This window comes from Candidatus Dependentiae bacterium (assembly GCA_040878395.1).
Taxonomy (GTDB): domain Bacteria; phylum Babelota; class Babeliae; order Babelales; family Vermiphilaceae; genus JAKBEL01.
In genome coordinates this window covers 18,851-36,579 of the sequence record JBBDMI010000005.1, presented here as the reverse complement: position 1 = coordinate 36,579, position 17,729 = coordinate 18,851, and the positions used below count along the sequence as shown (strand labels likewise).

The 17,729-nt window shown below is 35.7% G+C and carries 15 protein-coding genes; 10 read left to right on the top strand and 5 right to left on the bottom strand.

What is annotated here, in order from left to right; genetic code table 11:
- Nucleotides 1–71 precede the first annotated feature (71 nt).
- Entirely contained in the window at nucleotides 72–1,100 is a 1,029-nt protein-coding gene (locus tag WD055_01675; GenBank protein ID MEX0848910.1) for a phytase precursor, read from the top strand.
- 93 nt (nucleotides 1,101–1,193) lie between these two features.
- Nucleotides 1,194–1,838, top strand: coding sequence for a dienelactone hydrolase family protein (locus tag WD055_01670; protein MEX0848909.1), 645 nt, complete (start codon nucleotides 1,194–1,196; stop codon nucleotides 1,836–1,838).
- A gap of 416 nt (nucleotides 1,839–2,254) precedes the next feature.
- Here the strand turns inward: WD055_01670 and WD055_01665 are convergent, their stop codons facing one another.
- The gene (locus tag WD055_01665) at nucleotides 2,255–3,037 is read right to left on the bottom strand and encodes a beta-1,6-N-acetylglucosaminyltransferase (protein ID MEX0848908.1); all 783 of its coding nucleotides are present in this window, start codon (nucleotides 3,035–3,037) and stop codon (nucleotides 2,255–2,257) included.
- 180 nt (nucleotides 3,038–3,217) lie between these two features.
- Between WD055_01665 and WD055_01660 the strand changes: the two genes are divergently transcribed.
- A complete protein-coding gene (locus tag WD055_01660) occupies nucleotides 3,218–3,634 on the top strand; it encodes a hypothetical protein (protein ID MEX0848907.1) in 417 nt (138 codons plus the stop codon).
- Between the two features lie 57 nt (nucleotides 3,635–3,691).
- Here WD055_01660 and WD055_01655 read toward each other — a convergent pair whose 3' ends face one another.
- Nucleotides 3,692–4,078: a hypothetical protein gene (locus WD055_01655; GenBank protein ID MEX0848906.1), complete on the bottom strand. Its 387-nt coding sequence runs from the start codon at nucleotides 4,076–4,078 to the stop codon at nucleotides 3,692–3,694.
- A 74-nt stretch (nucleotides 4,079–4,152) separates the two neighbouring features.
- The gene (gene bamA / locus WD055_01650) at nucleotides 4,153–6,906 is read right to left on the bottom strand and encodes an outer membrane protein assembly factor BamA (GenBank protein MEX0848905.1); all 2,754 of its coding nucleotides are present in this window, start codon (nucleotides 6,904–6,906) and stop codon (nucleotides 4,153–4,155) included.
- 340 nt (nucleotides 6,907–7,246) lie between these two features.
- Between bamA and cysS the strand changes: the two genes are divergently transcribed.
- Together cysS and WD055_01640 are read left to right on the top strand one after the other, a co-directional pair.
- Entirely contained in the window at nucleotides 7,247–8,581 is a 1,335-nt protein-coding gene (gene cysS / locus WD055_01645) for a cysteine--tRNA ligase (GenBank protein ID MEX0848904.1), read from the top strand.
- A 49-nt stretch (nucleotides 8,582–8,630) separates the two neighbouring features.
- Nucleotides 8,631–9,782 (top strand): ATP-binding protein, encoded by a 1,152-nt coding sequence (locus WD055_01640; GenBank protein ID MEX0848903.1) that lies wholly within the window; start codon nucleotides 8,631–8,633, stop codon nucleotides 9,780–9,782.
- A 37-nt stretch (nucleotides 9,783–9,819) separates the two neighbouring features.
- On the opposite strand, the gene trxA is transcribed toward WD055_01640, so the two are convergent.
- Nucleotides 9,820–10,140 (bottom strand): thioredoxin, encoded by a 321-nt coding sequence (trxA, locus tag WD055_01635; GenBank protein MEX0848902.1) that lies wholly within the window; start codon nucleotides 10,138–10,140, stop codon nucleotides 9,820–9,822.
- Between the two features lie 77 nt (nucleotides 10,141–10,217).
- Nucleotides 10,218–10,733: a hypothetical protein gene (locus WD055_01630; GenBank protein ID MEX0848901.1), complete on the bottom strand. Its 516-nt coding sequence runs from the start codon at nucleotides 10,731–10,733 to the stop codon at nucleotides 10,218–10,220.
- A 169-nt stretch (nucleotides 10,734–10,902) separates the two neighbouring features.
- Between WD055_01630 and WD055_01625 the strand changes: the two genes are divergently transcribed.
- From WD055_01625 to WD055_01605, 5 genes are all read left to right on the top strand, one after another.
- Complete coding sequence (locus WD055_01625) at nucleotides 10,903–11,595, top strand: Bax inhibitor-1/YccA family protein (protein ID MEX0848900.1); 693 nt, start codon at nucleotides 10,903–10,905, stop codon at nucleotides 11,593–11,595.
- A 9-nt stretch (nucleotides 11,596–11,604) separates the two neighbouring features.
- Nucleotides 11,605–13,248, top strand: coding sequence for a cache domain-containing protein (locus WD055_01620; protein ID MEX0848899.1), 1,644 nt, complete (start codon nucleotides 11,605–11,607; stop codon nucleotides 13,246–13,248).
- 24 nt (nucleotides 13,249–13,272) lie between these two features.
- Nucleotides 13,273–14,823 carry a hypothetical protein gene (locus tag WD055_01615; protein ID MEX0848898.1) on the top strand — a complete coding sequence of 517 codons (1,551 nt, stop codon included), beginning with the start codon at nucleotides 13,273–13,275 and terminating at the stop codon, nucleotides 14,821–14,823.
- A gap of 26 nt (nucleotides 14,824–14,849) precedes the next feature.
- Nucleotides 14,850–16,580 (top strand): Ig-like domain-containing protein, encoded by a 1,731-nt coding sequence (locus WD055_01610; protein ID MEX0848897.1) that lies wholly within the window; start codon nucleotides 14,850–14,852, stop codon nucleotides 16,578–16,580.
- A gap of 149 nt (nucleotides 16,581–16,729) precedes the next feature.
- A partial coding sequence (locus WD055_01605; protein MEX0848896.1) for a hypothetical protein occupies nucleotides 16,730–17,729 on the top strand: 1,000 nt, incomplete at its 3' end.

Below are 17,729 nucleotides of genomic sequence, written 5' to 3'. Positions count from 1 at the left end.
AAAAAATAAAGAGTTGCGCTTCGGCATGTATGAGTGTCATTATATATGTACATATTAAAGGAGACTTTGTGATGTTAAATAAGTATATAAAACATAGTTATGTTTTTTTAATTGTGTTATCAGGTTGTTATTCAAATGAATATGTTCCTTGTAAGATTCCGGAATATTTTATAACTGAACGAGATAGATCACTTAATGTTGATTCGGTGGCTGTTTGGCATGGTGAAAATGATCAACATTGGCTGGTGGCAACGGCAAAATCAACTCATAATCTTCCGGTATATGATGCAGTAACGGGTGAATTAATTAAAATAATTGGTGAGCCGGGAGTAAAAGCAGGGCAGTTTCAGCGCCCTAATGGGATTGCAATCGAAGATGATCTTATTTTTATTGTTGAACGTGACAATAAACGTTTACACATCTTGGCATTGCCCGATGGAAATGCTTTAGGTTATACAGACGAATCGATGCAGCGGCCATATGGTCTTGCCGTTGTTGTACAAGAACCATATAAAAAATACATCGTATATGTTACCGATAATTATGGACCGGTTGATCAATTTTATCCAAAGAAAGTGCACCAATATGCAGTTGAGCGTAATGGTGATGATGTTAACATGCAATTTATACGTACTTTTGGAGATGATGCCGGCAAGGGTGCATTATGGAAATTAGAATCGATAGCTGTAGATCCATTTCATGATCGTTTGTTTATTGCAGATGAACATGAACAGCAAAAAAATGTGAAAATATATACGTTAGATGGTGAGTTTACTGGTCAGACAATTGGTGATGGTTTAATTGAGTATGAACCTGAAGGAATTGCATTATATGAGACGACACCTGAGCATGGTTATGTGATTGTCACTGATCAAGATAGAGATGGTAATCAATTTTATCTTTTTAATCGTTCATCCTTGGTGTCAATAAAAGCATTTAAAGGCGCCAGTGTATGTAACACCGATGGTATTGCGATTACTAATCGATCATTTGGTCCATTTAAATCGGGTGCATTTTATGCGGTGCATGATGATGGTAATATTTGTGCTTATGATTGGCACCTATTGGCTACGTTGTGCGGTTTAGGAGAGAAAAAATAGCAGAAAGTTTTTTGTTGAATTTTGTACATAATGTCTGTTACTCTGGAAGTAAAGAGATAATCAATAAAAAATTGCAATTTTAGGCTAAATGAAATGATAAAAAAAGAGGTAGACTTAAGTTTAGGTTATGTTGATCTAAAGGGCGATTTGGCTATTCCTGATGATGCGACTGCATTAGTAATTTTTGCCCATGGTTCGGGCAGCTCTCGCCATAGTGTTCGTAATAGATCCGTTGCTCATTACTTACAAGCGAATGGATTAGCTACGCTATTGGTTGATCTGTTAACTAAAGATGAAGAAAAAATTGATAATGTTACTCAAGAGATTCGTTTTGATATTCCTTTATTAGCGGGTCGATTGATAGCAATTGTTGATTGGGCAAAAAGTAATGATGAAACGAAGAATCTTAAGATAGGTTTTTTTGGTGCAAGTACAGGGTCAGCTGCAGCTTTAATTGCAGCGGCAGAAGTTTCAAGTCATGTACATGCGGTGGTTTCACGAGGTGGCAGGCCCGATTTGGCTGAAACTGCATTGCCATATGTACAAGCGCCAACATTATTCATTGTTGGTGGCAATGATACAGAGGTTTTATCATTTAATGAGTTTGCTCTTGATAAAATACCTGCGGTTCATAAAGAGCTTAAAATTGTGCTTGATGCAACTCATCTTTTTGAAGAACCGGGTGCGATGGAACAAGTTGCAGATTTAGCAATGCATTGGTTTAAAACTTATCTATAATAATATATGAACGAATAGGGCACTTTTTAATCATTCCTTAGTTTATAAGGCTTTATTAAAAAAGTGTTCTGATGCTGTGAAGAATAATTTTTTTGTCATTCTCGAAGAGAATCCAGCTATGTGCGGCGAAGCTTTACGCGAAGACGTAGCAAAATTTTATGGACCCACACGTTTTGTATATAAACTATTTCGGACCAAAATATATTATGGATTCATGCATTACTGGCCTGGATTCTCTTCGAGAATGACAAGCTAAGGTATTTTTTTCGATGAGAAAAGCTTATATCTTAGCTATTTATTGAGTGATTGCCTGATGAACTAACAAAAAAAAGGTTCCATGAGGAACCTGTAAAATTACATTATAAAAAAATATTTTCTCTGTTTTTTGAATTATTTTATTTTTACTTTGATGTTAACTATTTATCTTTAACGATAGGACGATATGCAAGAAAATTGTCGAGTGGCTTTAGTCTACAATTTTCATCTATTTTTCGCACAAAATAAGTGCCATAGGTAATAGCATCAGTTAACGTCTGATATTCTTGCTTTATGTCCAAATCTCTGAAAATATATGGTGGGCACTTGTTTAAATGCCATGCAACAAGAGTACCTTCTTTTTTGTGGACTTCATTAAGCAGGCCATGTAATGCCAAAAAAGTGGAAGGGTAATGTTCATTATCACAGGAATAACAAGAAACAATGCGAATAATTTGTTCATCATTGACCATCATTTGAGCATGTTGGCGGTTTAAAATAATCCATTGTGCATTTTTATATTGTTTCTCTTTCGGTATTGGTTTAAGCACGCGATGTTCTTGATACGCTCCTTTATCCTCGGGATCCATATGGGGATTTTTTTCATACTTAAACATACTTTTACCTATGCTGATCAGTTCATCATAGATAAAATTGAATGATTGCAATGGCAATGTATTGTGTGAGCAAAATATGAACATGTGATTGTCAGGATCTTTGAGAGCCTCTTTGAGCATCCCTATTTGGCATCTCATAGTGCGTTCCCAGCTATTTTCCATTTTATAGGGTAGTTCAAACGGCTTAAACCAGGAGTGAGGATTTAAATTGTATTTAGAATGTACATAAATAGAATATTGTTGCTCATTTCCGCGAAAAAAATCTTGCCAATATTCTTCATGATAAATACCTGATATGGTTAAAAACAGAAAAGCTATTTTTAGCATGATGTTCCCTTTTTTGCTTCATTTTTTTAAATTCAGGCTATTTTACCATGAAAACAGCTGAAAATAAACTTGAATTGAGAGGGGTTTAAAGTTAATAATTTTATTGCTATTTGTATTCAGTTTTTTGTATGATTATTAAGAGAGGTAAAAAATAGCTGTTTTAATAGAAAAAGGGTAAAAATGAATAAAATGTATATGTTGGCTTTGCTAAGCCTATTGGGTGTCAGTATCAGTACTGTTAAAGCTGAGAAAAAAACAGCTTTTTACATTAATCGTACTGGTGAAGATATATCAGTAAAGGGGCCTTATGCTAAAGGTGAACGCTATGTTGATTCTGATCGTGTAAAGGAAGATGACTTTCATCCAGAAAAATTTGAAGCTTCGAATAATGAAATTTTGAATGTTAAATTTTTAGTAGGGCATCGGAGTGATCGAAAGGCAATTGAGTTGAGTAGCAAATTTCCAGAAGATCATAGTGTGCTCATTATTACAAAAGAAGTTACTCAGGATAAAAATGGCAAGGAAGAAACTTCTTATAAAGTTTTAAAATCGGATCGATTTACTGAAGTAAAAACTATGGATGCTAAATCATATTAAATTGGTAATTGTTCTATTGCCCATGCCAGTTATGCCTGGGAATGTCCTGACTTGATATTAACCAATACGGTACCATGTGTCGGTTGAAAGTTCATAAATGTATTGTGCAAATCCATTTGCTGCTAATGTGGTAATTGCGCCATTAATAGTTCCGCCATTTAAAGTTACTGCGGTAATTTCCATATCACTTGCAATGGTTACTGTTTGGCCATTGTCAATGTTTTCACTCGGTAATGTTATGGTTAATGTAGCAAGTACTCCTGCAGGATTTAAAATGAGCATGTCTGTTTCATCGGAAATTAAAACAGTATCGCCACTTGCTGGTGTTTCCAATTGAATTGATGCATCGCGCAGTGCGCTGGCACGAGTAAATGCGCCACCTACACTGAGTGATTGTGCAATGTTAACATTGCTTTTACCATGAAAATATTTGAAAGCAACCACAACATGACCAAATCCCCTTTTTATTTTTAGTTATAACTTTTTTGAGATTTCAGGTCAAATTATTTTATAGCTTTCTATTGCCAATCGTAACCCATTGCAAAGTGTACTTCAAATCCTGGTTCACCTTTTTTAGGATCAAGTTTGAAACCCCAATCGATTTTCATTGGCATTGGATTGAGTACACGCAGACCGACACCGACAGCATGACGATATTCAAAGTTGTTACTTCTTAAGAATGCCGGTGACAGGTCGTCAGCATATGGGTTATCCCAGCCGGTTCCACCATCATAAAATACTAAACCTTTAAAACTGAAATCAGGCATTATAGGGAAGATGAGCTCCGCATTAATAAATGCGGTTTTTTCAGCGCCGATACTGTCGCCACGGCTTGCACCATCTTGAAACACACTAAATTGTGGGCCAATTTGCCCAAAGAGGAATCCACGAATAGATGCCGGGCCACCAATGTGAAACAGTTCACGATAAGGGACAAGGCGATCTCTAAATGGTTTTATAAAACCAAGATAACCGTGTAGACGGAACACTAATGCATTGGAGCCAATGAGTGGTGTGAACCAGTTGGCATCCAGATCCCATTTTGCATAGCCGATGCAGCTGTCGAAACTTGGAAATGCAAATATACCGCGCATCATCCACGTGTGGCCATTGCTTGGATGCATTGGATGATTTTTTTTATCTTGTCCAAGTTGTATATTCATCCAACCGTAATGTATTACTTTTTGTCCCGGGAAAAATAATTTGTCTAGGACAACTTGGTATTCAGCGTTGGCTACGATTTGTTCAGCTTCAGGAACACCGCGCACAGTTGCTTGTGGATTTCGGTCATAAGTCAAGCGGTCAAAACCGATATTATAACGAATATAGGTGTCGTTAAATAATGGTATTTTGCGCCAACCGGTAACCACACCAATGGTACCCGAAAGACTTGTGCGTTGTTCATTCATCGCCAATGCTTGTTGCAATTGATCATAAGCAGCACGTCTGTGGAATGTGTCAAGTGATCCATAGATTGGTTTGTCAAAAAGCCATGGTTGTGTAAGGTTGAGTAGAACATCTTGCTCTTTGGTTGATAATTTACCCGTTAGGTTAAATTTAATACCGGTTCCGGCCACGTTGTTATCAGCAACATTACCTTCGACAGAAACACCGGTCATCAATTGGTTAACCCAATTTCTGGTATGATCATTGCGCAACATTTCAGGACCACCGAATCCGATTTTCATATGTGCGTTTCCTGTTTTCACTTCTTTTACAAGAAGATCAAGATTTGCTTCATCTTCAGAAATTCTGGTGGTTTTCCAATTTACGCCATCACGTGTGTCGAAGTATCCGAGTGATTCAACTTTTGTTTTTCCAATTTCCATTAAACGGTTGGTAATAACATTACCTTCCTCCAAGGGAATGTTCCGTCGGATTATTTTATCGCGTGTTTTTTTGTTCCCACGAATGGTCAATTTGTTTAGAAACACTTTTTGACCTGGGTCTACAACAAACTGAACATCAACTTCTTTGGTGATTTCATTCGGTTGGATTAAAGGTTCAATTTGTGTATATAAAAATCCTAAATCACTAAACATAAATTCAAGAAATTTAATACTGTCTACAATGTCCTCGCGGGAATATAGATTTCCTTGTTGTACAGGTAAGTTGCGCAATAAGAACTCTTCAGACAAAAGATCTGCACCATCAACGCATACAGTACCAAAGTGATATAGATCCCCTTCATCAACATGAACAGTGATATGAATGTGTCGTGATTCTTCGTCCATATCAACATCAGTTGCATATACTTTTGCATTAATAAAACCGTTGTTTTGATAATATTGTTCCAGCACATGTTTATCCCGTTCAAGCCATTCAGGATTATAGGTACCTGCTTTATCCATGAAGCTCAAAATCCAATCTTCACGAGTAAACATGATGCCGCGTAATGTTTTACTGTTTATATTCTGGTTCCCACAAAAATCAATACGTTTGATGATTGATTTATCATTTTCTTCAATATGAAAAACAATATGTGCTTTGCCATTTTCTTCTATCAGTTCCGGGGTGATATGAGTGAGAAGATAACCTTTGTCGATATACACTTTTTTAATGATTTGTACATATTTATTAAGTTCTTGTTCGTCAATTGTAGGGATATCATTGAAGTTGATACGTTCAGAGATCTCTTTTTCAGTAACTTGTGTATTGCCGGTAAAGGTAACACTTAACAGCGGTTTTTTTTCTTCAACAACAATATAAATATCGATTAGCTCTTTACCAATATTTTCAGCTTCAACAGTGATGTTTTTGAATCGTTTTAAATCATAGTAAAGACTGCGAATCATAGAGCGCGTTTTTTGTGGTTGAAATATTTCACCGGGCAAAAATGGAATGCGATCTAAAATTGCTTCAGTTGGAATATGTCGATTGCCAACAATATAGATTTGATTAATGGTACGGAATTCCGGTCCTAAATCTTCTTCCGCTTCTTGGGATAAGTCGTCTTCTTGTAATTCGTCTTCAGTTTCATATTCCTCATATTCATCATTATCTTCTATTTGTTCATCATCATCAAATGTATATTTGCTTTCATTGTTATTTGAATTGTCCGGATCTAGATCTTCAAGTTCATGATCATGTATAAAAGTTTGCTGGCTTTGTTGTTCAGTTATTTGTTCAGCAATTGATTGATCAATTATCTGTTTAATATCATGTTCGTTTGCTGCAGTAACATGTGATGCAATAATAAAATGTGTGATTATGCTGCACCATACAAAGAGGACGGTTGTCCTTGGGTTTCCTTTTTTTCCCATTGATAGCATAGTTGTGAGCTCCTGGGTACCTTTTTTTGCTTTTAATATCATTTGTAGAATATGTAGATATGATACTGTATTTTAAAAAATTGGCCAGTGGATATTGGAATTTCATTTTTTAAATTCTTTTTTTGTCCTTGCCGGACAGGTTCAAAGGTATCCTCGCTACTACCTCTGGGACAAAGTTGGCATGAAATGAAAAATGATAAATAGTGGTACAGCATAAAGTAAAAAAAGAACAATAAAGCCGCCTGGCCAAGACAAAATAAATTATGCTACAATCAACAATAAACAAAAAATGATATGAAATATAAAATAAGATAAAAAAAGTTAAACGGAGCAAAAATAAATGTTGAAACTTACAAATACATTATCGCGAAAAAAAGAATCGTTTGAACCAATAAAAAAAAATATTGCTGATCTGTATGTGTGTGGTATTACGCCATATGATTATGCGCATTTAGGTCATGGTAGATGTTATACAGCATTTGATCTTTTGGTGCGTGTGCTCAAATTTTTAAATTATGACGTACATTATTGCAGAAATTTTACCGATATTGATGATAAGATTTTAAAACGTGCATTAATAGAATTTGGTGATATTAATCGTTATCCTGAAATAACTACAAAATATATTAATGCATTCAATGAAGATGTCAAAAGTCTTAACTGTTTAGATCCGACATTTGAACCACGTGTGACGCAAATGATACCGCATATTATTTCCTTTATTGAAAAATTGATACAAAAAGGTCATGCCTATGCATCTGATGGCGATGTTTATTTTTCTGTCGATAGTTTCGATCAATATGGTAAATTATCAAAACAAAAAAAAGATGATTTGATTTCCGGTCAGCGTGTGGAACAAAATGATAGAAAACGAAGCCCACTAGATTTTGCATTGTGGAAAAAAACTGACGATGGGACTTTCTGGAAAAGTCCGTGGGGATATGGCAGACCCGGTTGGCATATTGAATGTTCAGTTATGGCAGAACAGTATTTGGGAAAAGAGTTTGATATTCATGGTGGTGGTCGTGATCTTATTTTTCCACATCATGAAAATGAAATAGCACAATCAGAAAGTTTGCACGATCTGCCGATGGCGCGCATCTGGATGCATAATGGTTTTGTGCAAATCAATAAAGAAAAGATGTCAAAATCATTGGGTAATTTTTTCACTTTACGTGATATTTTCAAGCAGTTTGATCCTATGGTGATACGTTACTATTTTTTGAGCCATCACTACGGTGCTCCGCTTGATTTTTCATTTGATGATGTAACAGCTGTACAAAAAAGTTATAAACGCTTAACGCGTGTTTTTGATGCTTTGTGTTCGCAAGATATATCTCATCAAGATATGCTCACCAGTCCGACGGTGCAAAAAATGCTTGTATTCTTATATGATGATTTAAACACACCCGGGATGCTTGGTGTTTTGTTTGAACATCTTGATAGATTACAAAAAGATAAAGATGAACTTTGTGTAGTGAAGTTTTTTTTGCAGCAAGTTCTTGGCTTAACACTGGAACCATTACCGGAAAAAAAGGTGACAATTACGCCGGAAATCCAACAATTAATTGATGAGCGCGTACAGGCTCGTGCTGATAAAGATTGGGCAAAAGCGGATCAATTGCGTGATAAGTTGATAGAGCTTGGTGTTGATTTGAAAGATAAAAAAATCTAGGGGCCGTTGTTGGACTGTTGTAACTCCATAGAAATGTCACACGTGAAAAATGGCTGAACAGTTTCCGGTTGTGGCAATTTTAGGGCCACGCCAATCGGGTAAGACTACATTAGCAAAAGAAACATTTGCAGGGTATGCCTATATTTCATTAGAAGATATTGATACCCGTACTATGGTACGAAATGATCCAAGAAAATTTTTTGCATCAGTCGCTCAAGAAAAAGGGATAATCATTGATGAGATGCAAGAGGTGCCGGAACTTTTTTCTTATATGCAAGGTATAGTTGATGAAGCTTATAGGCCGGGTAGATTTATTATTATCGGATCTCAAAATTTTTTAATGCTTGAAAAAATTACACAAACGCTTGCAGGCAGAATTGTATTGCTTACTTTATTACCATTAACAGTACAAGAGTTAAGTGATGCTAAATTATTACCTTCGAGCTTAGAAGAACTGCTGTTTAAAGGGTGTTATCCTCGTCTTTATGTGCAGCCTATTAACATTCAAGCATGGCTTTCCAGTTATATTACTACCTATATAGAACGAGATGTACGCCAAATAATTAATATTAGTGATGTTGTATCATTTGGTCGATTTATTAAATTATGTGCTGCCCGTACAGGAAATTTATTAAATTATGCAGAACTTGCGCGTGATGCAGGCATTAGTCCAAATACAGTCAAATCCTGGATTTCTATTCTTGAAGCGAGTTATATCATTTTTCAAATAAATCCGTACTTTAAAAACTTTAGTAAGCGTATGATTAAAAGCTCTAAGATTTACTTTTATGATACCGGTATTATTTGTTCTTTACTTAATATAAAATCAGCTCACGATCTTTATACTCATCCAATGCGTGGTGCGATTTTTGAATCATTTGTGATTAGTGAAATGTATAAATATCGTTATAATAAACATTTAAAACCGGATCTATACTTTTGGCGAGATGTGCAAGGTCATGAAATAGATGCAGCTTTTGAAAAGAACTTTGATACAATTGTGCCTATAGAGATTAAATCAGGAATGACATTTAGAGATAGTTTTTATAAAAGCCTTAATATTTGGAAAAAAATTGCTGGTTTACAAGATGAAAAAGGATACGTTGTGTATGCCGGTGATAAAAACATGGTATATAAAGAAAATGAAATATTCGCTTGGGATAACATTATAAAGTTAATGGATCAAATGGAAAATAGTTAAGATTGATATTAAAGGGGCAATCCTGCCCCTTTTGTAATTAGCCAAGATAGCTTTGCATTTTTGTTTTTAGATCTTCTTTACTCATATAGCCGGTCTCTTTTCCTTTTATTTCGCCGCCTTTGATAAAAAGGAACGTAGGGACAGAGGTGACACCATATTTGATTGAAATGTCGCGAGCATCATCAACATTTATTTTTGCAAATTTATAACTTTCGCCTAATTCTTCTTCAAGTTCTTCAAAAAGCGGTTCCATTTGTTGGCAGGGGCCACACCAGCTTGCAAAAACATCTATAACAATTGGACCTTGTTCAGATTCAATTTCATTTTTAAAGTTTTCATTTGTTATTGAAATTGCCATAATTTCTCCTTGCAATAGCATGCGAAAATAATATATTTTTTGTTAGTTATACCACATTTGCAAAAAGAGAGCCATGTTTACTTTTTAATTGCATCGATAGTAATTTTCTTAAATCCACGGAATGGTAGCTTGCGATCAGCTACGCGAATCTTTTTTTTAACGCGTGCAGTTAAGCGTCTTTGTGGTTCAATTAAAAAATGTTGTGGAGCTTTTTTTTCATCATGCCAAGTTACTTTGATCAAAAGATATTTATCTTTTCCGCGATGCCATGATGCTTTAAAAACCCAGGTAGCATAAGGATAGGGAATTTCTATTTCTTTAATATGAGCAAGGTTTAGATGTATGATATAATCTTTTGGATTATAAGATAAGTTGGTGACAATAGTATTGGTATTGCATGGTGCGCGATAGACAGGGACACATTGTTGCTTATTGGCTATTGATATATGCGAGATGGGATATTCGCGGTTACGCAATGTACAAAGTGTGCCGGTGTAATCTATAGGATCGGGGCATTTTATACGCTTTTTACTTTCAATAGAGACGACATAGAATGGTATGAGTATAAAAATAATACCTTGATATATGCGCATGAGAGCTCCTCTTTTTTTGTAAATATATCGCAGTTGTAAGTAGTTAGCAAGGGATGCATAATTAAGTCGTGTATAGGGTGATTTCAAAACTATTGCAGATTTACGTTTAGTATTTATAAGTTTAGTATCAAAGTTATAAGTAAATTTTTTAAAAAAAAAGGAGCGAGGAATGTTTCAAGAATTTGGTTATGCGCAAGAGAAAGCACACGCTAATTTCATGTATAAAGTTTATGGATGGATGTGTGCAGCCTTAGCGGTAACTTCTGTGACTGCATTTTATGTAGCATCTTCACCAACATTCTTTTTTTATGTTATGCAAAAACCATGGTTATTGTGGGTTATTTTTGCAGCACAGTTAGTGTTAGTTGTTGTACTCAGTAGCATGCTGCATAAAATGAACTATGCAACTGCGGTTGCACTTTTTATGGTGTATGCCATTTCAATCGGCATTACGATGTCATTGATATTGCGTATTTATACTTTATCTTCAATTGCTTCGACATTCATTGTTACTTCAGGAATGTTTGGTGGGATGTCATTATATGGTTATTTTACCAAAACAGATTTAACCACAGTACGTAATATTGTCACTATGATTTTGTGGGGAGTCATTCTTTCATTAATTGTGAATATGTTTTTGCAAAGTGTTTGGTTTGATTATGCAATCTCTATGGTTGGTGTAGTTATTTTTGCTTTATTAACTGCAGCCGATACGCAAAAAATAAAAGCATTAAGTCAGCAACTTATGGCTGATGTAGAAACAAAAAATAAAATAGCAATTTTGGGCGCATTAATGTTATATCTTGATTTTATCAATCTCTTTTTATTTTTATTGCGCTTTACCGGTAATCGTCGTAAGTAAGGATCTGTAATGAATATGAAAAATAATATATATGTATTTGTGTGTGTAATTATTACATCTTTTGTTTATGCAGGTGAAGTACATCGAGCAAAAAATAATGAGTCCGCGTCTCATTTTAATGAAGGGAATGTTGATTTTGAATCTAAGAGAAAGAAGTCAGTTGATTTAGTTGAACGTGGCATGAACTATTTAATGGCAAATGATGTAGATAAAGCATTTAATGCTTTTAGTCATAGTCGTGATTATGTTGAAGGTGAACTGTATCTTTTTGTGTATGATGTGCAAGGTGTATGTTTAGCCCATGGGCAGCAGGCACAATTAATTTGGAAAAATCTATGGGATTTGCAAGATTCTTACGGTGTGCCCATAGTTCAAAATATTATTAACAAAGCAAAGGATGGCGGTGGATGGATTACCTATGGTTGGCGTAATGCAACAAAAGTTTCATATGTAAAAAAGGTGGTCAAAGATGGCAAAGTTTATGCTATTGGTACCGGTTACTACCCGCATTCAAAAGAAGATTCAGTTGTAAGTTTGGTCAAAGGTGCATCAGCTTTGTTTGATGAACAAATGAAAAGTGGAAATTCAGCAGATAATGTTTTTGCTCTTATCAGTTATCCTCGTGGTCAATTTGTGTTAGGTGATCTGTATTTATATGCACTTGATTTTAAAGGTAAGATAGTAGCGCAAGGAGATCGTCCAGGTCTTATTGGTTCAAACGCTTGGGATTATCAAGATTCAAAAGGGTTAAAGGTAAACCAAGAAATTATTAAAAAATTGAAAGAATCAGATGAAGGTATTTGGATTAAATACAGATCGAAAAAGACTGAAAAACATGCTTATGCTCAAAAAGTAACAGATACTAAAGGTAATCAGTATTTTATTGCGTGTGGATTTTATCCTGATGCCGGTCGTAAACAAGCGATTGATTTGGTACGGCAAGGGTTTAGATTTATGAAAGCAAATGGGCTGTCGCTTTCAGTTGAAACATTCAATGACAAGCGTAATAATCAATTTTTGTATGGAGATCTGTATCTTGAAGTTTATACTTTAGATGGCAAATGTGTTGCGCATGGAAATAACTTAGATTTAGTAGGGAAAAATTTTTGGGACGTTGCAGATCAAGATGGCAAATTTTATGTGCGTAGCATGATTCAAAAAGCACAAAATGAACCGGGATGGGTTGATTATAAGTTGAGCAATTTATTTAGATCTACCTATGTTGAAAAAATTGATTTGGGAACTGAATCATATGTTATTGCATGTGGCTTATATCCAATATCAAAACGAGAAACAACGATTTTGTTGGTAAAGACAGCGTCAGATTATTTAAGAAGTAATCCGCGCCAACAGGTGTTTCGTGAGTTTGTTTTACGCAATGGAAAATTTATTCGTGGTGATTTGACTATATTTGCTTTTGATTTTAGTGGGTTATGTTTTGCTTATGGTGATGACTATAATTTAATTTGGAAGAATCTTATTAATATAAAAGATGAAGATGGTAAAGCATTTGTTCGTTTGTTTGTTAATACGGTCAAAAGTGGTCCAGGACAAGTGAGTTTCCGTTTGAACAATGCACGCAAAATTGGGTATGTTGAACCGGTTGAAAAAGATGGTAAATCATATGTAGTCGGCTCAAGCTATTATTTATAGGTAAAAATTGGAGCAAGGAATAAAATGATGAAGTATAATCGATGGTTAATGTTTTTGAGTATGTTTTGCATATCTGCAATGCAGGCGGCAAGTAATTGTGGGAGTTGCATTCCTTGTGGTAAGAGCAAAACAACCTGTCTCGTGCCAATGCCATGCCGTTCAAATTGTAATGATTCATGTCTTTCCAATAAGGGATGTGATACTGATTGCGATATTGCACATAGTTTTTTTAAAGCACGTCAAATTACGCCAAATAATATGTTACAACATAGTTTAAGTTTATATTGGTGGTATCATGACGTTGTGTGTGAAAATGATGTTGCTTGGTGGACAATGCAAGTTTCTCCATTTTATCAGCGATCAACGAATGGTAAAAAAACTGCAAAATATTTTTTACCTTGTAAGCAATCATGCATTGATGTTAAAGAGGATGGCACCGGAGATGTTGGTTCATTGTGGCTTAACTTAATTGGTGCAGATGGCAGTGATTTTGAATCGTGTGTTTCAATCCGTCCGCAGCGTTCTGTTATTGGTGCCTATTTTAATTTTCGTTTTAATTTTTCACATTTAGTGTGTCATAGCTGGTTTGATATTTCATTTGCAGTAATGCGTGCAAGGCATGACATTCATTTTTGCGAAGAAAATTGTGTCGAAGGTGTTGCTTGTGATGTTGAGGGTGTATGCGAAGCTTTAAATCAACCTGACTGGCAATTTGGTAAATTTAGTCAATGCTCACTCACACGAAAAGGTGTTGATGATATTCAGCTCAAATTTGGTTATGATTGGTTTTATTGTGATACAGATCATTTAAGTCCATATTTTGTTGCAACGGTTTCCACCGGTAAACGCAGTTGTCCGGAATATATTTTTGAACCGACTGTAGGTAGTAAGCATGGCAGTATCGGTCTTGGTTTAATTGGTGATCTGCGTGTATGGGAATGTGACAATCAAGCACTAACTCTTCTTACTGATTTTAAATATCGTTATGTATTGCGTGCATGTGAAGTTCGTTCATTTGATTTGTGTAAAAATGGCGATTGGTCTCGTTATTTACAGGTGGTAGAAAGTGATGCACGTTCGAATGCATTGCCTGGTATTAATGCATTCACCCAAGAGGTCCGTGTGACACCTCGTGGTGTTATTGATTGGTGGGTTGCATTGCATTATCAAAAATGCCAAATAAATGCAGAATTAGGTTATGATCTATGGTGGCGACAACAAGAGCGCGTTGAGCTTTGTTGTTTACCTCAAAATTTAGGTATTTATGATATGGTTGGCGATTGCCAACAAAATCCTGTCTCGGCAAGTTGTGCTCAAATTTGTCAAACCGTAGCTGGTGATAACGTTGCACCATCAGATGCTGAATTTGTTGAGTTATCATGTGATGATTTAAATCTTAATTCCGGCGCGACACCACGTGTATTAAGTAACACCATTTATGCTTCACTCGGTTATGATGGTGAAGTTTGTGAATATCCATCTTTAATTGGTATTGGTGCTTCCTATGAATTTGGTAGTGACTGTGCAGTATTAGACAACTGGATGGTATGGGTAAAAATGGGCTTAGCATTTTAAATTGATAAATTAAAAAGGATAACATAATGAAAAAAGTTCTGGGTTTATTGTTAAGCCTGTTGAGCAGCTTTGCTTATGCTGGTGATTTTGATGGAGCTCTTGATCCTGATTTTGGTACCGACGGACGAGTTATTGCCAATTTTGGTGCTCAAGATATGGATGCAACCAGTTTAGCGGTTGTAAATAGGCATGATGGTAAAATTGTTATAGGTGGTTCTGTCGAAACGGCAACAGGTTCTGATTTTGGGCTTATCATTTTAGATGAAGATGGCACTCTTGAGCAGGCAAAACAGCAGCATATAGGTCTTGTAGGATCAGTAGATGTTATTGTTGGTTTAGCAGTACAACCAGATAACAAGATTATTGCTGTTGGATCAACTAATGATTTGATGAGTACATCAAGTTTTGTTGTCGTGCGTTATACACAAGATGGAGATTTAGATCCTACATTTAATCCGACAGGAAGTACTCCTGGAGTAAAGTTGGTTGATTTTTTTGGTGCTTCTCTTGCGCAAGCTCGTGCAGTTGCATTTAAGCGTGATGGGCGTATTGTTGTAGTTGGTGATGCTCAGGATGCTTCGTTATTGCCTGGTAATCAAAATGTTTTTTATGCCGTTGCTGTATTGAACTCCGATGGTTCATTAGATAATAGTTTTGCGGGAGGAGCTGGGCGTGCTGTATATTCAGATGTTATGCCAGTTGGAGGTATTGCTAATATTTCTAGCACTGCAACATCGGTAGGAATTCAGTCTATTGGAACTACAGATAATATTGTATTGGCGGGACAAGGTGAACAGGATTTAAATACATTTCATTTTCAGATAGTACGCATTACGTGTGATGGTAACTTAGATCTTACGTTTAATAATAATGGTGTAGATCAAGTCGTATTTAATGATGATATTAATGAATTAGCAAGTGGGGTTGATATCTATCCCGATGGTAGAATTGTTGCAGTTGGAACCTCTTTTGTTCCTGCAGGTGAAGAAATTGTAACCACCCGTCGTTTAGTCAATGGTGGTCCGGACAATAGTTTTAATGGAGATGGTGAAGCTTCGTTTGCTCTGACAGATACAAGTTTAAATGGTAATGCGGTCAACATACAGAATGATGAAAAAATATTAATTGCAGGATTACATGAAGATGTTATCGATGGCGATAAACGTTTTGTTCTTGTTCGTTACACAAATGCAGGTGTACTTGATACAACATTTGGTGGGAATCCAGGTCCTGGTTTTGTTGTAACAGATTTTGGAGGTACTCCACCAAACAATGAGGCGAACGGTACAGCATTGCAACAAGATGGTAAAGTTGTTCTCGCTGGTGTAACGCAACTAGCTGATGGCGAGCCAACTGACTTTGCCGTTGCACGATATTTAAATGATAACACCGAGGAAGATGTTTTTGTTGCGCCGACTATTGATAGCCCGCAAAAGTTGAGCAATTGTAATTCTAATCCACCAATTTTAAGTGGTAAGGCGCAAAATCCATCGAATATCACGGTGTATATCAATGGTAATGAAGCTGGTCGTGTTATAACAACGGGTGATCAAAATGAGTGGACATTTACGCCAGCGGCACCGTTGGCCGAAGGACCGAATACCTTTCAAGTAGTTGCAGAATATAAATCTGGTAATATGAATGTATGCTCTGATCCATCATGTTGTGGTGTATGCCTTGGGCCACAGTCATGTATTTCAGAAGCAATACGTGAAAAATATTGTCCATCATGTATCGATTTTCCTATTGGATGTTGATTTTATAAGATATTAAAAAAAAGGTCGACTTCAGCAAAAGTCGATCTTTTTTTTGCAAAAAACAGCATTATTGACTATTTGAATATATTTGTGTTATTCCTTAATATATAGAGTTTGATTATAGGACTTGATATACAAGGGTAAAATAGATGAAGAAAATAATAGCGGCAGCTTTGTTTTTAGTTTCAATTGCCATAGGTGCAGTTGAGCCTCGCAGAGTACCAACATCTTTTGCAGGGCGTAATTTGATCCAAAAAGTTGCAATACAAAGGAAGGCGCCAAGTCAATTACAGCAGCTTTATCAAGAAAGAGGTTTATTACCTAAAACTGCACAAGGGTTCGATATCAATACCTTGTTGCAACGGTTGCGCAATAAAGAACAAAATTTTGCTTCTGACTTTTATTCTTTTTATTTTACGGTGCCTCGTGAGTTGATTATAAAAAAAAGAATATTAGCTTTTTTGGGTAATCAGTTAAGGGCCAAAGGATATAATAATATTAGTAGAGTTTATCAAGAGCCGTTATTGAATTATTTAGGATATGTTACACAAGATAAACCAGTATTAGCGGAATTTAATCCTGAAAAGCTAGTAAATAACAAAACACAAAAGTTATTTCGGCAACAAGTTTTTGGTGTGCCGCGAAGATTGACCCAACAAGATTTTGCAGATATTGCTTTGTATAAACCGCAATCACTTAATGAACTAATTACATTGGTAAATCGTTCAATTCCAGATAATATGGGCGGCCAAATGTTAGTACAGTTGTTTGTGCCAAAAAATATGGTCGATACAATTGCTCAAGGACGTATACAAAATAGAAATTATGCAATTGATCAATTAATGCAATCAGGACCAGGATTGAATAAACGATTGATGAATGCGCAAGTATTTTTAAATTTAAGACCAAATGGGGATTATCGATCGGTTAAATTTTTTGTTTTAGATCTTTTGTCTGCACAAGAAAGAAAGAAACTTGATCAGCAGATTGCACAAAGATTAAAAGAAGTTGCAAATCAAGTTATATATGCAATTGAGCATCAACCATTGCCATCAAAGTATGAAGATCTTGTTCCGCCTCCAGTACCACCACGAGATGATTTAATGGGAGAAGTGGTGCCGCCATTGCCACCGCGAGATTATGAAAATA

What these genes read in the sequence shown, in the direction of transcription:
- WD055_01640 (MEX0848903.1), top strand. Translation starts at nt 8,631, where the DNA reads ATGGCTGAACAGTTTCCGGTTGTGGCAATTTTAGGGCCACGCCAATCG.
- WD055_01620 (MEX0848899.1), top strand. Translation starts at nt 11,605, where the DNA reads ATGAATATGAAAAATAATATATATGTATTTGTGTGTGTAATTATTACA.
- cysS (MEX0848904.1), top strand. Translation starts at nt 7,247, where the DNA reads ATGTTGAAACTTACAAATACATTATCGCGAAAAAAAGAATCGTTTGAA.
- trxA (MEX0848902.1), bottom strand. Translation starts at nt 10,140, where the DNA reads ATGGCAATTTCAATAACAAATGAAAACTTTAAAAATGAAATTGAATCT.
- WD055_01665 (MEX0848908.1), bottom strand. Translation starts at nt 3,037, where the DNA reads ATGCTAAAAATAGCTTTTCTGTTTTTAACCATATCAGGTATTTATCAT.
- WD055_01615 (MEX0848898.1), top strand. Translation starts at nt 13,273, where the DNA reads ATGATGAAGTATAATCGATGGTTAATGTTTTTGAGTATGTTTTGCATA.
- WD055_01630 (MEX0848901.1), bottom strand. Translation starts at nt 10,733, where the DNA reads ATGCGCATATATCAAGGTATTATTTTTATACTCATACCATTCTATGTC.
- WD055_01660 (MEX0848907.1), top strand. Translation starts at nt 3,218, where the DNA reads ATGAATAAAATGTATATGTTGGCTTTGCTAAGCCTATTGGGTGTCAGT.
- WD055_01610 (MEX0848897.1), top strand. Translation starts at nt 14,850, where the DNA reads ATGAAAAAAGTTCTGGGTTTATTGTTAAGCCTGTTGAGCAGCTTTGCT.
- WD055_01625 (MEX0848900.1), top strand. Translation starts at nt 10,903, where the DNA reads ATGTTTCAAGAATTTGGTTATGCGCAAGAGAAAGCACACGCTAATTTC.
- bamA (MEX0848905.1), bottom strand. Translation starts at nt 6,906, where the DNA reads ATGCTATCAATGGGAAAAAAAGGAAACCCAAGGACAACCGTCCTCTTT.
- WD055_01670 (MEX0848909.1), top strand. Translation starts at nt 1,194, where the DNA reads ATGATAAAAAAAGAGGTAGACTTAAGTTTAGGTTATGTTGATCTAAAG.
- WD055_01675 (MEX0848910.1), top strand. Translation starts at nt 72, where the DNA reads ATGTTAAATAAGTATATAAAACATAGTTATGTTTTTTTAATTGTGTTA.